Source organism: Gammaproteobacteria bacterium, assembly GCA_017999615.1.
In the GTDB taxonomy this organism is placed as follows: domain Bacteria; phylum Pseudomonadota; class Gammaproteobacteria; order JAABTG01; family JAABTG01; genus JAGNLM01.
Genome location: JAGNLM010000001.1, coordinates 122,254 through 140,560 on the forward strand (window position 1 = coordinate 122,254; position 18,307 = coordinate 140,560).

General features: G+C 71.6%; 16 protein-coding genes and 4 tRNA genes. 13 read left to right on the plus strand and 7 right to left on the minus strand.

Translation table 11 applies throughout. The annotated features are described in order from the left end of the window. Nucleotides 1-13: 13 nt before the first annotated feature. Genes trkA through KA217_00550 form a run of 7 tightly spaced genes read right to left on the minus strand, consistent with a single transcriptional unit; the run spans nt 14 to nt 8,360 of the window. Complete coding sequence (gene trkA / locus KA217_00520) at nt 14-1,387, minus strand: Trk system potassium transporter TrkA (GenBank protein MBP7710939.1); 1,374 nt, start codon at nt 1,385-1,387, stop codon at nt 14-16. Then, nucleotides 1,384-2,754 carry a sigma-54-dependent Fis family transcriptional regulator gene (locus KA217_00525; GenBank protein ID MBP7710940.1) on the minus strand — a complete coding sequence of 457 codons (1,371 nt, stop codon included), beginning with the start codon at nt 2,752-2,754 and terminating at the stop codon, nt 1,384-1,386. Before KA217_00525 ends, trkA begins: the two co-directional genes overlap by 4 nt. Further along, complete coding sequence (locus tag KA217_00530) at nt 2,754-4,952, minus strand: HAMP domain-containing protein (GenBank protein ID MBP7710941.1); 2,199 nt, start codon at nt 4,950-4,952, stop codon at nt 2,754-2,756. The genes KA217_00525 and KA217_00530 overlap by 1 nt, the downstream gene beginning before the upstream one ends. Further along, on the minus strand, nt 4,934-5,503 hold the full coding sequence (locus KA217_00535) for a DUF4390 domain-containing protein (GenBank protein ID MBP7710942.1): 570 nt from the start codon (nt 5,501-5,503) through the stop codon (nt 4,934-4,936). Before KA217_00535 ends, KA217_00530 begins: the two co-directional genes overlap by 19 nt. Before the next feature lie 3 nt (nt 5,504-5,506). Further along, nucleotides 5,507-6,808 (minus strand): 16S rRNA (cytosine(967)-C(5))-methyltransferase RsmB, encoded by a 1,302-nt coding sequence (rsmB, locus tag KA217_00540; protein ID MBP7710943.1) that lies wholly within the window; start codon nt 6,806-6,808, stop codon nt 5,507-5,509. Continuing rightward, entirely contained in the window at nt 6,805-7,818 is a 1,014-nt protein-coding gene (gene fmt, locus KA217_00545) for a methionyl-tRNA formyltransferase (protein MBP7710944.1), read from the minus strand. Before fmt ends, rsmB begins: the two co-directional genes overlap by 4 nt. Beyond that, nucleotides 7,818-8,360 carry a peptide deformylase gene (locus KA217_00550; GenBank protein MBP7710945.1) on the minus strand — a complete coding sequence of 181 codons (543 nt, stop codon included), beginning with the start codon at nt 8,358-8,360 and terminating at the stop codon, nt 7,818-7,820. The genes fmt and KA217_00550 overlap by 1 nt, the downstream gene beginning before the upstream one ends. Nucleotides 8,361-8,574: 214 nt before the next feature. On the opposite strand from KA217_00550, the gene KA217_00555 reads away from it, so the two are divergent. The 13 genes from KA217_00555 to rplA all read left to right on the plus strand — a co-directional run bounded on the left by KA217_00555 (nt 8,575) and on the right by rplA (nt 18,076). Continuing rightward, nucleotides 8,575-9,714, plus strand: coding sequence for a LysM peptidoglycan-binding domain-containing protein (locus KA217_00555; protein MBP7710946.1), 1,140 nt, complete (start codon nt 8,575-8,577; stop codon nt 9,712-9,714). 115 nt (nt 9,715-9,829) lie between these two features. Next, the gene (gene dprA, locus KA217_00560; protein ID MBP7710947.1) at nt 9,830-11,008 is read left to right on the plus strand and encodes a DNA-processing protein DprA; all 1,179 of its coding nucleotides are present in this window, start codon (nt 9,830-9,832) and stop codon (nt 11,006-11,008) included. A gap of 29 nt (nt 11,009-11,037) precedes the next feature. Then, the gene (locus KA217_00565) at nt 11,038-13,521 is read left to right on the plus strand and encodes a DNA topoisomerase I (GenBank protein MBP7710948.1); all 2,484 of its coding nucleotides are present in this window, start codon (nt 11,038-11,040) and stop codon (nt 13,519-13,521) included. 53 nt (nt 13,522-13,574) lie between these two features. Continuing rightward, on the plus strand, nt 13,575-14,126 hold the full coding sequence (locus tag KA217_00570) for an L-threonylcarbamoyladenylate synthase (GenBank protein MBP7710949.1): 552 nt from the start codon (nt 13,575-13,577) through the stop codon (nt 14,124-14,126). Nucleotides 14,127-14,185: 59 nt separating this feature from the next. Next, nucleotides 14,186-14,270: transfer RNA gene (locus tag KA217_00575), tRNA-Tyr, on the plus strand. Between the two features lie 56 nt (nt 14,271-14,326). Continuing rightward, nucleotides 14,327-14,400 (plus strand) — tRNA-Gly (locus KA217_00580). Nucleotides 14,401-14,453: 53 nt separating this feature from the next. Next, a tRNA-Thr gene (locus tag KA217_00585) sits at nt 14,454-14,529 on the plus strand. A 70-nt stretch (nt 14,530-14,599) separates the two neighbouring features. Continuing rightward, on the plus strand, nt 14,600-15,790 hold the full coding sequence (gene tuf, locus KA217_00590; GenBank protein MBP7710950.1) for an elongation factor Tu: 1,191 nt from the start codon (nt 14,600-14,602) through the stop codon (nt 15,788-15,790). A gap of 11 nt (nt 15,791-15,801) precedes the next feature. Further along, nucleotides 15,802-15,877: transfer RNA gene (locus tag KA217_00595), tRNA-Trp, on the plus strand. Nucleotides 15,878-15,983: 106 nt separating this feature from the next. Further along, nucleotides 15,984-16,361 (plus strand): preprotein translocase subunit SecE, encoded by a 378-nt coding sequence (gene secE, locus KA217_00600; protein ID MBP7710951.1) that lies wholly within the window; start codon nt 15,984-15,986, stop codon nt 16,359-16,361. A gap of 3 nt (nt 16,362-16,364) precedes the next feature. Beyond that, nucleotides 16,365-16,898 (plus strand): transcription termination/antitermination protein NusG, encoded by a 534-nt coding sequence (gene nusG / locus KA217_00605; protein MBP7710952.1) that lies wholly within the window; start codon nt 16,365-16,367, stop codon nt 16,896-16,898. Between the two features lie 50 nt (nt 16,899-16,948). After that, nucleotides 16,949-17,377: a 50S ribosomal protein L11 gene (gene rplK / locus KA217_00610; protein ID MBP7710953.1), complete on the plus strand. Its 429-nt coding sequence runs from the start codon at nt 16,949-16,951 to the stop codon at nt 17,375-17,377. Nucleotides 17,378-17,380: 3 nt separating this feature from the next. Beyond that, nucleotides 17,381-18,076 carry a 50S ribosomal protein L1 gene (gene rplA / locus KA217_00615; protein ID MBP7710954.1) on the plus strand — a complete coding sequence of 232 codons (696 nt, stop codon included), beginning with the start codon at nt 17,381-17,383 and terminating at the stop codon, nt 18,074-18,076. Nucleotides 18,077-18,307 lie beyond the last annotated feature (231 nt).

Below are 18,307 nucleotides of genomic sequence, written 5' to 3' on the forward strand. Positions count from 1 at the left end.
AATGTCCCCATTTTTAAATGAAGGTCACGCCCACCTGGAACAGCCGCTCCACGTCGGCGACGCGGCGCTTGTCCACGAGGAACAGGATGACGTGGTCTTCGGACTCGATGAGCGTGTCGTGGTGGGCGATGAGGACCGTGTCGCCGCGCACCACGGCGGCGATGGTGGTGCCGGGGGGGAGCGGGATCTGGTCGACGCGCCGGCCCACGACCCGGGAGGTCTTGGGGTCGCCGTGGGCGATGGCCTCGATGGCCTCGGCCGCGCCCCGGCGCAGGCTGTGCACCATCACCACGTCGCCCCGGCGCACGTGGGCGAGGAGCGTGCCGATGGTGGCCTGCTGGGGCGAGATGGCGATGTCGATCGCCCCGCCCTGCACCAGGTCCACGTAAGCCGCCCGGTTGATGAGCGCCATCACCCGGCGCGCGCCCATGCGCTTGGCGAGCATCGCCGCGAGGATGTTCACCTCGTCGTCGTTGGTGACCGCGCAGAAGACGTCCGCCGAGTCCACGTGCTCCTCGCTCATCAGGTCCTGGTCCGCGGCGTCGCCCGTGAGCACGATGGTGCGGTCGAGCTGCTCGGAGAGGAACCGCGCCCGCGCCGGGTCGCGCTCGACGAGCCTGACCTGGTAGTGGCCCTCGAGCGCGCGCGCGAGGCGAAGCCCAATGTTGCCGCCGCCGGCCAGCAGCACGCGCTTCACGGGCTTGTCCATCTCGCGCAGCTCGCTCATCACCTTGCGGATGTTCTCGCGGGCGGCGATGAAGAAGACCTCGTCGTCGGCCTCGATGACGGTGGCCCCCTCGGGGATGATCGGACGGCCCTGGCGGAAGATGGCCGCGACCCGCGCGTCGACCCGCGGCATGTGCTCGCGCAGGGTGCGCAGCTCCTGGCCGACCAGCGGCCCGCCGTGGTAGGCCTTGACCGCGACCAGGCGCACCCGGCCGCCGGTGAAGTCGAGCACCTGCATCGCGCCCGGGGTCTCCACCAGGCTCTGGATGTATTCGGTGACGAGCTGCTCGGGGCTGATCATCACGTCGACCGGCAGCGCCTCCTGGCCGAAGAGCTCCTGGTGGCTCAGGTACTCCCCGGCGCGCACGCGCGCGATCTTGGTGGGGGTGTGGAAGAGGGTGTAGGCCACCTGGCAGGCGATCATGTTCGTCTCGTCGCTGTTGGTGACCGCGAGGATCATGTCGGCGTCCTCGGCCCCCGCCTGCTCCAGCACGTCGGGGTGGGAGCCGCGCCCGAGCACGGTGCGGATGTCGAGCCGGTCGCGCAGGCGCTCGAGCCCCGCCGGGTCGGAGTCGACCACGGTGATGTCGTTCGCCTCGCTCGCCAGGTTCTCGGCGACCGAGCTGCCGACCTGGCCCGCGCCGAGGATGATGATCTTCATGGGCCGCCCGTGACCTTCTTGGTGTCTACCCCGAGGGCGCGTAGCTTGCGGTAGAGGTGGGTGCGCTCGAGCCCCGCGCGCTGGGCGACCTTGGAGACGTTGCCCCCGGAGATCTGCAGCAGGTGCTCGAGGTAGGCCTTCTCGAAGAGGTCGCGCGCCTCGCGGAGCGGCAGGTCGAAGCCCGGGAGCTGCCCGGGGACGGTCTTGCGCGGCATGGCGCCGAGCGCGGTCTCCACCTCCTCCTGGTCGATCTCGTCCTCGGTGCCGAGGATGAGGAGGCGCTGGACGAGGTTCTTCAGCTCGCGCACGTTGCCGGGCCAGCTGTACTGGCGCAGATAGTTCTGCGCCGCCATCGCGAAGCGCCGGTACGGCAGCTTGTCCTGCACCGCGAACTGGTTGACGTAGAACTCGAGGAGCTCGGGGATGTCCTCGGCGTGCTCGCGCAGGGCCGGGACCTGCAGCGGGACCACGTTCAGGTGGTAGTAGAGGTCCTCGCGGAAGCGCCGGGCGGCGACCTCCTCGCCGAGGTTGCGGCTGGTCGCGGCGACGATCCGCACGTCGATCTGCACCGGCTCCTTGGCCCCCACCCGCAGGAGCGCGCGCTGCTGCAGCGCCCCGAGGAGCCGGGCCTGGGTGGCGAGGTCCATGTCGGCGATGTCGTTCAGGAAGAGCGTGCCGGCGCTCGCCTGCTCGAGCCAGCCGTAGTGCACGCGGCTGCCGTCCTCGCTGCCGAAGAGCTCGACCGCCGAGCCGTCCCAGGTCATGCCCGCGACGCCCACGTCGACGAACGGCCCCGCGGCCCGGGAGCTGTTGGCGTGCAGGAAGCGCGCCACCACCTGGCGGCCGCTGCCGGGCTCGCCGGTCACCAGCACGGCGGCGTCGTGCTGGCCGATGCGGCGCACCTGCTGGCGCAGGGCCTGCATCACGGAGCTCCGCCCGATGGGCTCGGCCTCGGGCTGGGCCTGGCGCTTCAGGCCGATGTTCTCGTGCTTCAGGCGCGCGGACTCGAGGGCGTGCTTCACCGTGAGGAGCAGCTTCGCCATCGAGAGGGGCTTCTCGATGAAGTCGTAGGCCCCGAGGCGCGTGGCCTCCACCGCGGTCTCCACCGTGCCGTGGCCCGACATCATGATGATGGGGGTGTCGTTCTCGCCGCTCTCGGACCACTCCTTGAGCAGCGTGATGCCGTCGGTGTCCGGCATCCAGATGTCGAGCAGCGTGGCGTCGGGGCGGCGCGCGCGGCGGGACTCGCGGGCCGCGGCGGCGTTCTCTGCGAGGCCCACCTGGTAGCCCTCGTCTTCCAGGATCTCGCGGACGATCTCGCGGATGTCCGGCTCGTCGTCGACCACCAGGATGTAGGGTGCGCTCATCAGCCCTCCTTCGGCTCCGTCTCACGCCGGGCTGCCCCGCTCGCCGCGGGCAGCCGTGCCAGCACGCGGGCCCCGCCCTCGGCGCGGGCCTGGGCGCGGACCATGCCGCCGTGCTCTTCCACGATCTTCTTCACGATCGCGAGCCCGAGGCCGGTGCCCCGGCTCTTGGTGGTGACGTAGGGGTCGAAGACCCGCTCGAGCACGTCCGGGGTGAAGCCCGGCCCGTTGTCCTCGACGGCGATCTCCACCTGCCGCTTGCCCTTCTCCTCGACGAGCCGGGTGCGCACGGCGACCGCGCACCCCTCGCGGCCCTCGCAGGCCTCGAGGGCATTCTTGATCAGATTGTGCAGGACCTGACGCACCCGGCCGGTGTCGAGCTCGAGCGTCGGGACCCGGGGGTCGAGGGTGGCCTCGATGGGGGTGGCCCCCCGATTGTACCGGTAGAGCTCCACCACCTCCCGGGCGAGGTCGTTCAGGCTCGCGGGCTCGAGGCGGACCTGGGGGCTGCGGGCGTAGCTCGAGAAGGCGTTCACCATCTCCTTCATCGAGTCCACCTGCTGGATGATGGTGTGGGTGAGGCGGTCCATGACCTCCCGGTCCTTGTCCTGCATCTTGTCCAGGTACTTGTGGCGCAGGCGCTCGGCCGAGAGCTGGATGGGGGTGAGCGGGTTCTTGATCTCGTGGGCGAGGCGCCGGGCCACCTCGCTCCAGGCGGCGTCGCGCTGGGCCTGGATGACCGCGGTGATGTCGTCGAAGACCACCACGTGCTCGCCGCCGAGGCCCGCGAGCGGGGTGCCCCGGCACATGAGCACCTGCCGGCCCACCGGCCCGAACAGCGTCACCTCCTCGCGCCACTCGGTGGCCTCGCCCTCCAGGTGGCGCTCGAAGGCGTCGATGACCGGCTGCAGGTGGGCGTGGGTCTCGGCGATGGCGCGCAGGGGGCGGCCGGTCTCGGCCTCGAGGTCCAGGTCGAGGATCTGGCCCGCCGCGTTGTTGGCGGTGCCGAGGCGCCGCTCCCGGTCCACCGTGACCACCCCGGAGGAGAGCTGCGCGAGGAGGGCCTGGAGGGAGGTACGCTGGGCCTCCACCGCCTCCTGGCTGCGGCGGGCCTCGTCCCGGGCGCGCGCCAGCTGGCGCGTCATCTCGTTGAAGGACTGCACCAGGAAGCCCATCTCGTCGCGGCTCGACTGGGGCAGCTGGGTCTCGAGGTCGCCGCCCGCGACCGCCCGGGTTCCCTCGGCGAGGTCGCGGATGGGCGCGGCGAGGCTGCGGCTGGAGAAGATCGCCGCCCACACCGCGCCGAGGAGGCTCAGGACCACGGCGAGCGAGAGGGTGAGGATGAAGCTCGTCTTCAGCGACCCCCGCAGGTAGGTGAGCTCCCGGTACTTGGCGAAGGCGGACTGCACGGTGTCGGCGAGGGCGCTCATGCGCTCGGCGACCGGGTAGAGGGCCTGCAGGAAGCGGCTCTCGTAGGAGGGCGTGAGGTCGGGGACCCGCTCGATGGATCGGATGACGAGCCCGGCGCGGGGCAGGGGGTCGAGGCCGACGTAGCTCCCGGACTGGCGCGCCTGCAGGAGCACCGCGTCGTCCGGGCGGTGCGGGAGGAGGGTCGCGGTGTCGGCGCTGTTTGCCGCGAGCACCCGCCCCTGGGCCGAGAGCACCGACATCTCCACGGCGTCGGCGCGCTCGCGGACCTCGTCCAGGCGCGCGGCGGCGAGCTCCTTCGGCACCCCGGCGAGGTCGCCCGCGGCCTGCCGGGTCTGGCGGTGGACCTCGCGCATGCGCGTGTCGAGGGCGCTGCGGCTCAACTCCAGGGCGTCGGTGAGGGCCCGGTCCACCTGTACGTCGAACCAGCTGTCGATGCCGCGCTCGAGGAGCTGCAGCGAGAAGTAGAAGACCACCAGGACCGGCGTGCCCGCGACCAGCACGAACATGAGCACCATGCGGGTGGCGAGGCGCGAGCCGGCGACGCCCGCGTGGCGCTGGCGCAGCAGCCGCACCAGGTTCACGGTGATGAGGGTGGCGAGGAGGGCGAGGCCCACCAGGCTCACCACGATGAGGAGCGTGTAGAGCCGGCCGAAGGCGGCCGAGTTCTCGGTGGCGGTGCTCATCAGGAGGAGCGCCGCCAGCAGGACGAGGGTCAGAACAGCGAGCGGTCCGACGCCCGAGACCCAGCGGATCAGGGGTTGAGCGGCCATTGGAGGGGCTGGCTGTCGAGCCGCCAGGCGTTGTTCACCCAGGTCTGCAGCCGGAGCGGGACCGGCAAGGCCTCGCTGTCCACCAGCACCTGGAGCGTGCCCACGTAGCGCGGGCCGGGCCGCAGGAGCTCGGCGTCGATGAGCGGGAACGACTTCAGGTTCTCGATGGCGTGCAGGGCCTCGGTGAGGCTCGAGTAGGCCTGCCCGGTACCGGCGTTGACGTTCACGAGCACGTAGCGCTCGCTCAAGGCGTGGTACTCGATGCGGTAGCGCTGGTTGAGCTCGGCGACCTCGGCGTCCCAGAGGTAGTCACGGCTGCGCAGGATGCGGAAGCGGTAGAGGAGGGGCAGGGCGACCCCGCTCTCGAGGGCGCGCCGGGCCGAGCGGCTCAAGTCGAGGTCCACGGTGGCGTCCACGCGGTAGACCCCCTCGACCAGGCGGGACTGGACCTCGCGCACGCGAAAACCTCCCTCGCCCGCGTGCGCCGGGGCAAAGAGGAAAGCGGCCAGGAGCACCCAGCCGAGCCGCGCCGTCAGGGAGCCGGCCTGCAACGGTCAACCCCTGCGGCGAACGAGCGCGTAGAAGAAGCCATCCATCCCATCGTCTCCCGGCAGGATCTGCCGGCCGGCGGTTCGGGCCCGTCCCCACGGCGCGTCCAGGGGCGCCAGCTGCGCCTCGGCGTGGACGGCGAGGAAGCGGGTGAGCGGCTCCTCGTTTTCCTCGGGAAAGACCGAACAGGTAGCGTACAACAGCACCCCGCCGGGAGCCAGCAGCGGCCAGAGCCCCTCGAGGAGCCGCTGCTGGGCGGCGGCGAGGGCGGCGATCTGGGCCGTGGAGCGGCGGGTCTTGATGTCCGGGTGGCGGCGGATGACGCCGGTGGCCGAGCAGGGGGCGTCGAGCAGGATGCGCTGGAAGGGGCGGCCGTCCCACCAGGCGCCGGGCTCGGCGGCGTCGGCGACGAGCGTGGTGGCGTGGAGCCCCAGCCGCGCGAGGGTCGCCTCCAGGCGCCGGGCGCGCTGGGGGTCCCGCTCCACCGCCACCAGCTCGGCCACCCGGGGCTCGAGCTCCAGGAGGTGCGCGGTCTTCCCGCCCGGCGCGGCGCAGGCGTCGAGCACCCGGTCCCCGGGGGCAGGGGCGAGGAGGGCGGCGGCCAGCTGGGCCGCGGCGTCCTGGACCGAGCAGAGCCCCTCGGCGAAGCCCGGCAGGCGCTCGACACCGACGGGCGGGTCCACCACGAGGCCCTGGGGGGCGTGGGGCGCGGGGTGGGCGGCGAGGCCCGCGGCGGCGAGCCGGTCCCGGTAGGCCTCGCGGGTCGTGCGCAGGGCGTTGACCCGCAGGGTGAGGGGCGGGTGGGTGTTGTTCGCGGTGAGGACCCGCTCCCAGTCCTCCGGCCAGGCGCGGCGGATCGCGTCCACCAGCCAGGCGGGGTGGGCCCAGCGCCCCTCGTCGCTCGCCTCGGCGCGGGCAAGGAGTGCCGCCCGCTCCCGGTCGATGCGCCGCAGCACGGCGTTCGCGAGCCCCCTCGCCCAGCCGCGCCCCGAGGCGTCGAGGAGCGCGACGGTCTCGGCGACCGCGGCGTAGGGCGGGATGCGGGTGTGCAGGAGCTGGTGGGCGCCGAGGAGCAGGGCGGCGCGCACGAGGGTCTCCCGGGGCTTCAGCGGGCGCTCCAGCACCTGCCCGAGCACCGCCTCCAGGCGCGGCAGCCAGCGCAGCACCCCGTAGGCCAGCTCCTCCGCGAGCGCCCGGTCCCGGGGGTCCGCGAGCCCCGCGACGGCGCGCGGCAGGGCGAGGCTCAAGCTCTCCCCGTCCTCCAGCACCCCGAGGAGGGCGCCCAGCGCCGCGGAGCGGGCGTTCAATGGGCTCTGCCGAGCACCGCGCCGACCGGGGACGGGTGGGCGTTCAGGTAGTCCGCGGCCCGGATGGGGCGCCCGCCGGGAAGCTGCATCCCCGTGATGCGCAGCCGCCCCGCCCCGGCGGCGACCTCGATGCCTTCGCGCCCCGCGGCGAGGACCTCTCCGGGCTCGGCCCGGGGCCCGTCCCCCCCGCGTGCGCTGTCCTCATCCCCTCCGAGCGCCCCGGGCCCGTCCCCCCCGCGTGCCCTGTCCCCGTCCCGTCCGAGCGCCTCGGCCTCCCACACCCGCAGGATCTCCCCGCCGAGGGTGGTCCGTGCCACCGGCCAGGGGTTGAACGCCCGCACGCGGCGCTCGATCGCGGCGGCGTCCTCCTGCCAGTCGATCTCCGCCTCCGCGCGCTCGATCTTGCGGGCGTAGGTGACCCCGGCCTCGGTCTGGGCGACGGCGGCGACGGGGCCCTCGCGCAGGTCCCGCACGAGCTCGACGAGCGCCCTGGCGCCGAGGGCCGCCAGGCGGTCGTGCAGGGTCGCGGCGGTGTCCCGGGGCGCGATGGGGCAGGGCGCGGTGCGCAGCACGGGCCCGGTGTCCAGCCCCTCGTCCATCTGCATCAGGGAGACCCCGCTCTCGGCGTCCCCGGCGAGGATGGCGCGCTGGATGGGGGCGGCGCCGCGCCAGCGGGGGAGGAGGGAGGCGTGGACGTTCACGCAGCCGAGGCGGGGGGTGGCGAGCACCGCCCGGGGGAGGAGGAGCCCGTAGGCGACCACCACCATCAGGTCGGGGGCGATGCGGGCGAGCGCCTCGGCGGCCTCCGCCCCGCGCAAGCTCTCCGGCTGCAGCACGGGGATCCCCCGGGCGGCGGCCAGCTGCTTCACCGGGCTCTCGCGCAGGCGCTGGCCCCGCCCCGCCGGGCGGTCCGGCTGGGTGTAGACCGCGGCCACGGTCTCCCCGGCCTCGAGCAGCGCCGCCAGGTGCGCGGCGGCGAACTCCGGGGTGCCCGCGAAGACGATGCGCACTAGATCGCGGGGTGCGCGGCGCTGGCCGGTGTGCCGGGCGCGGTGTGCTCCCGGTCGGCCTTCTCGAGCTTCTTGCGGATGCGGTTGCGCTTGAGCGAGGAGAGGTAGTCGACGAAGAGCTTGCCGTCGAGGTGGTCCAGCTCGTGCTGGATGCAGACGGCGAGCAGCCCGTCGGTCTCGATCTCGATCGGCTCACCTTCCCGGCCGAGCGCCCGGACCCGGACCCACTCGGAGCGCTCCACCGGCTCGTAGAACCCGGGGACCGAGAGGCACCCCTCGTCCATCTCCTCGGTGCCACGGCGCTCCACGATGACCGGGTTGACGAGGCAGAGCGGCTGGTCGTGCTCCTCCGAGACGTCGATGACCACGGCCCGCAGCGGCACGTTGACCTGCACGGCTGCCAACCCGATCCCAGGAGCGTCGTACATCGTCTCAAGCATGTCGTCGAGCAGGCGCTGTATATCGGCGTCGACCTTTTCCACGGGCTTGGCCGTGCGGCGCAGCCGGGCGTCGGGGAAGTGCAGGATGGGAAGCTTGGCCATGGGTGGGTGCTCGGGGCGCGGTCTCGTTCGATCCACAGTAAGGGCGGCAGGCCCGGAACACAAGCCCTGGGGGGACTCAAGTGGCTGTTTTCTCACACATCGTTGCCGCCAGGGCCGGCCCGGATCAAGAAACTTGGTAATCAGTCTTTTCTAAGTCCATAATTCGAACTGATTTTCGGGTCGTTTCCAGGACCCGGACTCTCGAGGGACCACCATGGACAGCACGCGCATCGGTTCCGTTCTCCTGACCCTCGCGCTCGCCCTGCCGCTCGCGGCGGGCGCCGTCGATCTCGCTCCGGGGGCACCCGAACGGTACACGGTCAAGCGCGGCGACACCCTGTGGGACATCGCCGGGCACTACCTGCGCGAGCCCTGGCACTGGCCGAAGATCTGGCGGGCCAACCCCCAGGTCCGGAACCCCGACCTGATCTACCCGGGCGACCTCCTGACGCTCGAGTACGTGAACGGCAAGCCCGTGGTCCGCGCCCACCGCGCCCAGCAGGCCCGCCGCCCCGGCGTGGTGAAGCTCTCCCCGGGGGTGCGCGAGACCCCCATCGAGCGCGCCATCCCCGTGATCCCGGTGGAGGCCATCGGGCCCTTCATCACCGAGTCGCGGGTGCTCGAGTTCGACGACCTGACCAGCGCCCCCTACGTGCTGGCCGCCGGGCGCGAGCACCTGGTGGGCACCGCCGGGCACGCCGTCTTCGCCCGCCGGCTCGCCGACACCTCCGTCGAGCGCTTCGGGATCTACCGCCAGGGGCCCGAGTACCGCTCGCCGGGGACGGAAGAGGTGCTGGGCTACCAGGCGATCTACGTGGGCAACGCGGTGCTCGAGGAGGCCGGTGACCCGGCCACGCTGCTCGTCACCCGCTCCACCCGCGAGGTGCAGCCCGGCGACCGCCTGCTGCCGCTCGAGGACGACGTCCTCCGGGAGCCGTTCCTGCCGCGCCCCCCGGACGAGGAGTTGACCGGGACCATCATCTCGGTGGTCGACGGCGTGAGCCAGGTGGGCCTGCACCAGGCGGTGGTGATCGACCGTGGCACGCGCGACGGGCTGCAGCCCGGGCACGTGCTCGCCGTGTATCAGAAGGGCGAGGTGGTGACCGACCGCTTCGTGCCGATGCACCGGGTGCCGGACCCGAACGACCCCGAGGACGCGGCGAAGTTCACGACGCCGCTCGACATCTTCTCGGCCACCATCGCGAACGCCATGGGCGGCCACCCCGAGGTGGAGCTGCCCGTGCGCCGCGCCGGCGTGGTGATGGTGGTGCGCCCGTTCGAGCGCGTAAGCTACGCCCTGGTGATGGAGGCGACCGGGGCGATGCACGTGAGCGACACGGTCGCGACACCCTAGGGGAGCCCCCGAGGGAGGCCCACCCAGGGGAGCCCCCCGGATCAGGGGCGAGGCCACCCGGTGGGCCTGACCGGCCGCCGCGGCGGCGCTACCTTCCGCACGAGGTTCGCCAGGGATGGACGAGCTCGCTTGCTGGCTGATGCTGCATCGGTGCCCCGGCCTCGGCAGCCGGGGTCTCGCCGCGCTCGTAGCCCGGTTCGGGTCGGCCTGCGCGGTCCTGGAGGCCGCCCGGCACGCGCCGGCCGGTCTCGGGCTCACGGCCGAGTCGCTCGAGCACCTGCGCCAGGAGAGCGACCCCGGCGTCGAGGCGGACCTCGCCTGGGCGGCAGAGCCCGGGCGCCACCTCCTCCCCGTGAGCGACCCCCGCTACCCCGAGCTGCTGCGGCGCACCGCCGACCCACCCCAGGTCCTCTACGTCCTCGGTGACCCCGAGGTCCTCGGGCTGCCCCAGGTGGCCGTCGTGGGCAGCCGCAACCCCACCCCGGGCGGCGCGGAGATCGCCCGGGAGCTCGCCCGGGATCTGGCGGCGGCCGGGCTGGTCGTCACCAGCGGGCTCGCCCTCGGGGTGGACGGCGCGGCCCACCAGGGGGCGCTCGCCGCTCGCGGGCTCACGGTCGCGGTGGCTGGCACCGGGCTCGACCGGGTCTACCCCGCCGCCCACCGGGAGCTTGCGCACCGGATCGCGGCCGAAGGGGCGCTCGTCTCGGAGTTCCCGGTGGGGACGCCCCCGTTGCCCGAGCACTTCCCCCGCCGCAACCGGATCATCGCCGGCCTCGCGCTCGGCACGCTCGTGGTGGAGGCGGCCCTGCGCTCGGGCTCCCTCATCACCGCGCGCCTGGCCGGGGAGGAGGGGCGGGAGGTCTTCGCCGTCCCGGGGTCGGTCCGCAACCCCCTGGCGCGTGGCTGCCACGTCCTGCTGCGCGAAGGGGCGACGCTGGTGGAATCGGCCGCCGACGTCCTCCAGGCCCTCGGGGGGCTCCTCGCGCACGTCCCCCGGGATGGCGCGGGGGAGGCCGCCGCGGCGGGGTCTGGGGCGGCGGGTGCCGGGTCCGCCGCCGGGCTGGGGCCGGGCGCTACGCGGGCCGGGGGCGCCGCGGAGCCCCTCGACCCGGACCACCGCCGGGTGCTGGAGAGCCTCGGCTTCGACCCCGTCGGGGTCGACACCGTGGTCGAGCGCAGCGGATTGACCGCCGAAGCGGTCTCCAGCATCCTGCTTCTGCTCGAGCTGCGCGGCCTGGTGGAGGCCCACGGCGGCGGGCGTTATGCGGCCACCGCCCGGCCCGCGCCCGAGTGACGTACCGAGGAGAACAGCGAGACCGCTCGATGGGGAACAAGCTGGTGGTGGTCGAGTCGCCCGCGAAGGCGAGCACGATTGGCAAGTACCTCGGACCGGAGTTCCAGGTGCTGGCCTCCTACGGGCACGTGCGCGACCTGGTCGCCCGGGAGGGCGCGGTCGACACCGCGGGCGGCTTCGAGATGCGCTACGAGCCCATCGAGAAGAACAAGCGCCACGTGGACGCCATCGCCCGCGCGATGAAGAAGGCGGACACCCTCTACCTCGCGACCGACCCGGACCGCGAGGGGGAGGCCATCTCCTGGCACCTGCACGAGCTCCTCGCCGAGGGCGGGCTCCTGAAGAACAAGGACGTGCACCGCGTGGTCTTCTACGAGGTCACCCGGCAGGCGGTGCAGGACGCCGTCGCGCACCCGCGCGACCTCGCGATGCCGCTGGTGAACGCCCAGCAGGCGCGCCGGGCGCTCGACTACCTGGTGGGCTTCAACCTCTCGCCCCTGCTGTGGAAGAAGATCCGGCGCGGGCTCTCTGCGGGGCGGGTGCAGAGCCCGGCCCTGCGCCTCATCGTGGAGCGCGAGCTGGAGATCGAGGCCTTCCAGCAAGAGGAGTACTGGACGGTGGAGGCCGACGCCCGGGCCGAGGGCGGCGAGCTCCTGGCGCGGCTGACCGAGTGGCAGGGCGAGAAGCTCGGCCAGTTCAGCATCCGCACCGCGGCCGAGGCGAAGCGGGTGCAGAAGGGGCTCCTCGCCGCGGCCGGGGGCCGGCTCACCGTGCGCTCGGTGGAGCGCAAGGAGCGCCGGCGCACCCCCGCGCCCCCCTTCACCACCTCCACCCTGCAGCAGGAGGCGGTGCGCAAGCTCGGCTTCTCCGCCCAGCGCGCCATGCGCACCGCCCAGCAGCTCTACGAGGGGGTCGACACCGGCGGCGGCCGGGTCGGTCTCATCACCTACATGCGCACGGACTCGGTGACCCTCGCCCGGGAAGCGCTCGAGGAGATCCGCGGGCTCATCGCCGAGCGCTACGGTGTGGACAAGCTGCCCGACCGCGCCCGGGTCTACACCAACCGGAGCAAGAACGCCCAGGAGGCGCACGAGGCGGTGCGGCCGACCTCGGTGAGCCGCAGGCCCGAGGAGCTGGCCGCGCACCTGAGTCGGGACCAGCTGCGCCTCTACGAGCTCATCTGGCGGCGCACGGTCGCCTGCCAGATGACCCCCGCGGTCTTCCACACGGTGGGGGTGGACCTCGCCTGTGGGACGGGGAACACCTTCCGCGCCACCGGGTCCACCGTTGCCGACCCCGGCTTCATGGCGGTCTACCGGGAGGGCGGCGACGAGCGCACCGAGGACGACGAGGAGCGCCGGCTGCCCCCGCTCGAGGAGGGGCAGGTGGTGGAGCTCCTCGAGGTGCGCCCGGAGCAGCACTTCACCGAGCCGCCCCCGCGCTACACCGAGGCCTCGCTGGTGAAGGCCCTCGAGGAGTACGGCATCGGCCGGCCCTCGACCTATGCGTCGATCATCTCCACCCTCCAGCAGCGCGAGTACGCCGAGCTCGAGAGCCGCCGGTTCCGCCCGACCGACATCGGCCGCATCGTGAACCGCTTCCTCACCGAGCACTTCTCGCGCTACGTGGACTACGACTTCACCGCGCGCCTCGAGGACGACCTGGACTCCATCTCCCGCGGCGAGCGGGAGTGGGTGCCGTTGCTGCGGGAGTTCTGGAAGGAGTTCGAGGGGCAGGTGAAGGAGAAGGACGCCGCGGTCTCCCGGCGGGACCTGGCCCAGGTGCGGGAGCTGGGGGCGGACCCCGCGAGCGGCCGGCCGGTGACGGTGCGGATGGGGCGCTACGGGCCCTTCGCCCAGATCGGGACGCCGGAGGACGAGGAGAAGCCCCGCTTCGCCGGCCTGCGCCCCGGGCAGCGGCTCGACACGATCTCGCTCGAGGAGGCGCTCACCCTCTTCCATCTGCCGCGCGAGCTCGGTGTGACCCCCGAGGGGGAGCCGGTCAGTGTCAACGTGGGCCGCTTCGGCCCGTACGTGAAGTTCGGGGGGAGCTTTGCGTCGCTGAAGCCCGGCGACGACCCCTACACCGTCTCGCTCGAGCGGGCCCTCGAGTTGATCGTGGCGAAGCGTGAGGCCGACGCGGCCCGCGAGATCCGCCGCTTCGAGGGGACGGGGGTGCGGGTGCTGAAGGGGCGCTTCGGCCCCTACGTCACCGACGGCAAGCGCAACGGACGCATCCCGAAGGACCGCGACCCGGCGTCGCTCACGCTCGAGGAGTGCGAGAAGTTCCTGGCCGAGGCCCCGATCGGGAAGCCCGGGCGCAAGGGCCGGGCGCCGGCGAAGGCCGCCAAGGCTCCCAAGGCCGCCAGGGCCCCTAAGGCCGCCAAGACGCCCAAGGCCCCGAAGGGATCCACGGCCTCGGGCGCCGCCGCGCCGAAGCCCCGCAAGGCCGCCAAGGCCCCTAAGGCCCCGGCGGCCAGGCCCGGGCCGCGGCGGGCCAAGAAGGAAGGTTGACCGGCGGGCGAGTCCCGCGCCCCGGCCGGCCGGCGGCGGGTCCGCCGCCCCCGGTGTCCCCGTTCCGGCTCCGCGAGGCGGTGCGGGCGCTGCGCCGGGGGGGCGTCGTCGCCTACCCCACCGAATCGGTCTACGGGCTCGGCTGCGACCCGGGCCTGCCCGGGGCCGTCGCCCGCCTGCTCACCCTCAAGCGCCGGGCGTCGCTGAAGGGGCTCATCCTGATTGCCGCCGAGACGGGGCAGCTCGAGGGCTGGGTCTCCACCCGGGGCGAGCCCTGGGCGCGGGCCTGCGCCACCTGGCCGGGGTTCGTGACCTGGGTCCTGCCGGCGGGCCCGGCGGCGGGGCCCTGGGTCACGGGCGGGCGGGGGAGCGTCGCGGTGCGGGTGACGGCCCACCCGGTGGCCGCTGCCCTCTGCCGGGCCTTTGGCGGGCCGCTCGTGTCCACCAGCGCCAACCTCTCCGGGCGTCCCCCCGCCCGCAGCGCCCTGGCGGTCCGCCGCTCCTTCGGCCGGGCCCTCGAGGGGATCCTCGTCGGCCCCCTCGGGGGCTTGCCCCGGCCGAGTTCGGTCGTGGACGGGCGCACCGGCTGGGTCCTGCGCCCCTGAGACCGGCTGGCCGTTGACACGGACCCCTTCGCTCCCCCAAAATCCGCTGCTTACGTTCCGGAGGGGTTCCCGAGCGGTCAAAGGGATCAGACTGTAAATCTGACGGCTCAGCCTTCGGAGGTTCGAATCCTCCCCCCTCCACCAAACGCGACGGCGTCCTCCCGGTCCTGGGGGCGCCCGAAGACGGGGTCAGCGACGCCGCGGGTGTAGTTCAATGGTAGAACCTCAGCCTTCCAAGCTGATGATGTGGGTTCGATTCCCATCACCCGCTCCAGCGACCGAGTCCGCTGGGGGCTGAGCAGAAGGAACTCGAAATGGTCGTGTCCCGCCCATGTAGCTCAGTCGGTAGAGCACTTCCTTGGTAAGGATGAGGTCACCGGTTCAATTCCGGTCATGGGCTCCAGCTGAATCTGACAGAAATCCGAACCACCCAGAATCATTGAAGTCAACCGAAACGTCCCGGGGGTATCGCCATGGCCAAGGGTAAATTCGAGCGTACGAAGCCGCACGTGAACGTGGGGACGATTGGTCACGTGGACCACGGGAAGACGACGCTGACGGCGGCGATCACGAAGGTGATGGCTGAGAAGTTTGGGGGTGAGTTCCGGGCGTACGACTCGATTGACAACGCGCCGGAGGAGAAGGCGCGTGGCATTACGATTGCGACGGCGCACGTGGAGTACCAGACGGATGCGCGTCACTACGCGCACGTGGACTGTCCGGGGCACGCGGATTATGTGAAGAACATGATCACGGGTGCGGCGCAGATGGACGGGGCGATTCTGGTGGTGAGTGCGGCGGACGGGCCGATGCCGCAGACGCGGGAGCACATTTTGCTGGCGCGTCAGGTAGGTGTGCCGTACATCGTGGTGTATTTGAACAAGGCGGACATGGTGGACGATCCGGAGCTCTTGGAGTTGGTGGAGATGGAGGTCCGGGAGTTATTGAGCAGTTACCAGTTTCCTGGGGACGAGACGCCGATTGTCACGGGCAGTGCGTTGCGTGCGCTGGAGGGTGACACGTCGGAGATGGGGACGCAGTCGATCTACAAGTTGGTGGCGGAGATGGACCGGTACATTCCGATGCCGAAGCGGGATGTGGACCAGCCGTTTTTGATGCCGATTGAGGATGTGTTTTCGATTTCGGGTCGTGGGACGGTGGTGACGGGTCGTGTGGAGCGAGGGAAGGTGCGTGTAGGTGAGGAGGTGGAGATCGTGGGGTTGAAGCCCACGGTGAAGACGACCTGCACGGGGGTAGAGATGTTCCGCAAGCTTCTGGACGAGGGGGTTGCGGGGGACAACATTGGGGTGTTGTTGAGGGGTACGAAGCGGGACGATGTGGAGCGTGGTCAGGTGTTAGCGAAGCCTGGTTCGATCACGCCGCACACGAAGTTTGAGGCGGAGGTGTACGTTCTGTCCAAGGAGGAGGGTGGGAGGCACACGCCGTTTTTCACGGGTTATCGGCCGCAGTTTTTCTTCCGGACGACGGACGTGACGGGGTCGGTGGATCTTCCGGAGGGTGTAGAGATGGTGATGCCGGGGGACAACGTGAGGGTGGTGGCGAGTTTGATTGCGCCGATTGCGATGGAAGAGGGGTTGCGGTTTGCGATTCGGGAGGGTGGCCGCACGGTGGGTGCGGGCGTCGTCTCGAAGGTGATCGAATAGGAAGGGTCCGAAGGCCAGTAGCTCAATTGGCAGAGCGGCGGTCTCCAAAACCGCAGGTTGGGGGTTCGAGACCCTCCTGGCCTGCCATATACGTTTCGATGGACACGGGGCGCCGGGGAGGCAGCGGACGGATGGTCCGCCGCGCTCCCCTGCGCCGATTTCAGGCGCACGATCTGGATCGAATCCTACCGGCATGACGACTAGCGTGGAAAGCGTGGAAAGCCGCCAGGACGGCCTGAAGTGGGCTGCGGCGCTGCTGCTCGTGGCGGTGGGCATCGGCGGGTTCTACTTCTTCGGCGGTCACTCCCTGCTGCTCCGGGTGCTGGTCCTCCTGCTCCTCGGCGGTGGCGCGGTCGCGGTGCTGCTGCGCACGACCCAGGGCCGGTCCGCCTGGGGCTTCTTCAAGGACGCGCGCACCGAGGTCCGCAAGGTCGTGTGGCCGAGCCGCAAGGAGACGGTCCAGACGACCTCCATCGTGATCGCGATGGTCACCGCGGTGGCGGTGTTCCTCTGGCTGCTCGACATGATCCTCGCCTGGGCCATCAAGGCGCTGATCGGGCACGGAGGCTGAGCCGTGGCCAAACGCTGGTACGTCGTGCACGCGTACTCGGGCTTCGAGAACCAGGTGGTGCGCATGCTGGGTGAGCGCATCCAGAGGAGCGGCCTGCAGGACAGCTTCGGCGAGGTCCTGGTGCCGACCGAAGAGGTCGTAGAGATGCGCGACGGCCAGAAGCGGCGCAGCGACCGCAAGTTCTTCCCCGGCTACGTGCTGGTGCAGATGGAGATGAACGACGACACCTGGCACCTGGTGAAGAGCGTGCCGAAGGTGATGGGGTTCATCGGCGGGACCAGCGACCGTCCGGCGCCGATCACGGACCGGGAGGCGAACGCGATCCTGCAGCGGGTGCAGGAGGGCGCCGAGAAGCCGCGGCCGAAGGTGCTGTTCGAGCCGGGCGAGATGGTGCGGGTCATCGACGGGCCGTTCAACGACTTCAACGGCGTCGTCGAGGAAGTGAACTACGACAAGAGCAAGTTGAAGGTTTCGGTGCTGATCTTCGGACGCCCCACGCCTGTCGAGCTGGATTTCGGCCAGGTCGAGAAGGAGTAGGGCCCAGAGTCGGGGAGCCGTCAGGCGCTTGCACCCGAAGGAGACTCGTCGTGGCAAAGAAGGTAGAAGCCTACGTCAAGCTGCAGATCCCCGCGGGGAAGGCCAATCCGAGCCCGCCCGTGGGTCCCGCGCTCGGCCAGCGCGGCGTCAACATCATGGAGTTCTGCAAGCAGTTCAACGCGCAGACCCAGGGCATGGAGGAGGGGTTGCCGACCCCGGTGGTGATCACGGTCTACAGCGACCGCAGCTTCACCTTCGTGCTGAAGACGCCCCCGGCCTCGGTGCTCCTGCGCAAGGCGGCGGGCATCCCCAAGGGCAGCAGCAGTCCCCACACGGACAAGGTCGGCACGGTGACCCGCGCCCAGGTCGAGGACATCGCTCGCCTGAAGCAGCGCGACCTCACGGCGGCCGACCTCGACGCGGGGGTGCGGACGGTTTCCGGCAGCGCCCGCAGCATGGGCATCGTGGTGGAGGGCTGAGCCATGGCCAGGGAATCCAAGCGTCTGCGGGAGATGCGGGAGAAGATCGAGCCCGGCAAGGCCTATCCGATCGAGGAGGCGTTCGCGCTCGTGAAGCAGTTCGCCACCGCGAAGTTCGACGAGTCCGTGGAGGTTGCGATCAACCTCGGCGTCGACACGCGCAAGAGCGATCAGGTGGTGCGCGGGGCGACCGTGCTGCCGCGGGGTACCGGTAAGCAGGTGCGGGTCGCGGTGTTCGCCCAGGGTGCCAACGCCGAGAACGCGCGCGCCGCGGGTGCCGAGGTCGTCGGGTTCGACGATCTCGCCGCCGAGGTGAAGGGCGGGCGGATGGACTTCGACGTGGTCATCGCCTCTCCCGACGCGATGCGTGTGGTGGGCCAGCTCGGTCCCGTGCTCGGCCCCCGCGGGCTGATGCCGAACCCGAAGGTGGGCACGGTGACGCAGGACGTCGCCGGCGCGGTGCGCAACGCCAAGGCGGGTCAGGTGCGCTACCGCACCGACAAGGGCGGCATCATCCACTGCCGGATCGGCAAGGCGTCGTTCTCCGTGGAGGCGCTGCGCGAGAACCTCGACGCGCTCCTGCACGATCTCAACCGCGCGAAGCCGTCGGCGGCCAAGGGTATCTATTTCAAGAAGGTTGCGCTCTCCACGACGATGGGTCCCGGACTCACGGTCGACCGGGGGACGCTCGCGATTTGACGGACTTTGGGCCAGCGGGCCGGCGGCTGCCGGTCTGCAGGCCGTCAAAGACCGCAGGTGTGCCGGGAGGGCATCTGAGTCGGCGCGGAGCGCGCCGGGCCTGCGTAGACGGCAAGGTCCGGAACGGGTTGCGAGACCCGTCGCCGCCTGCCGTAACGGGTCGAGGGGTCCTGTGGGGATCCCCTCGGTAGGTGTGGCAGGCGGTGCGCGCGAGCGCCCGCCGTCCAGGAG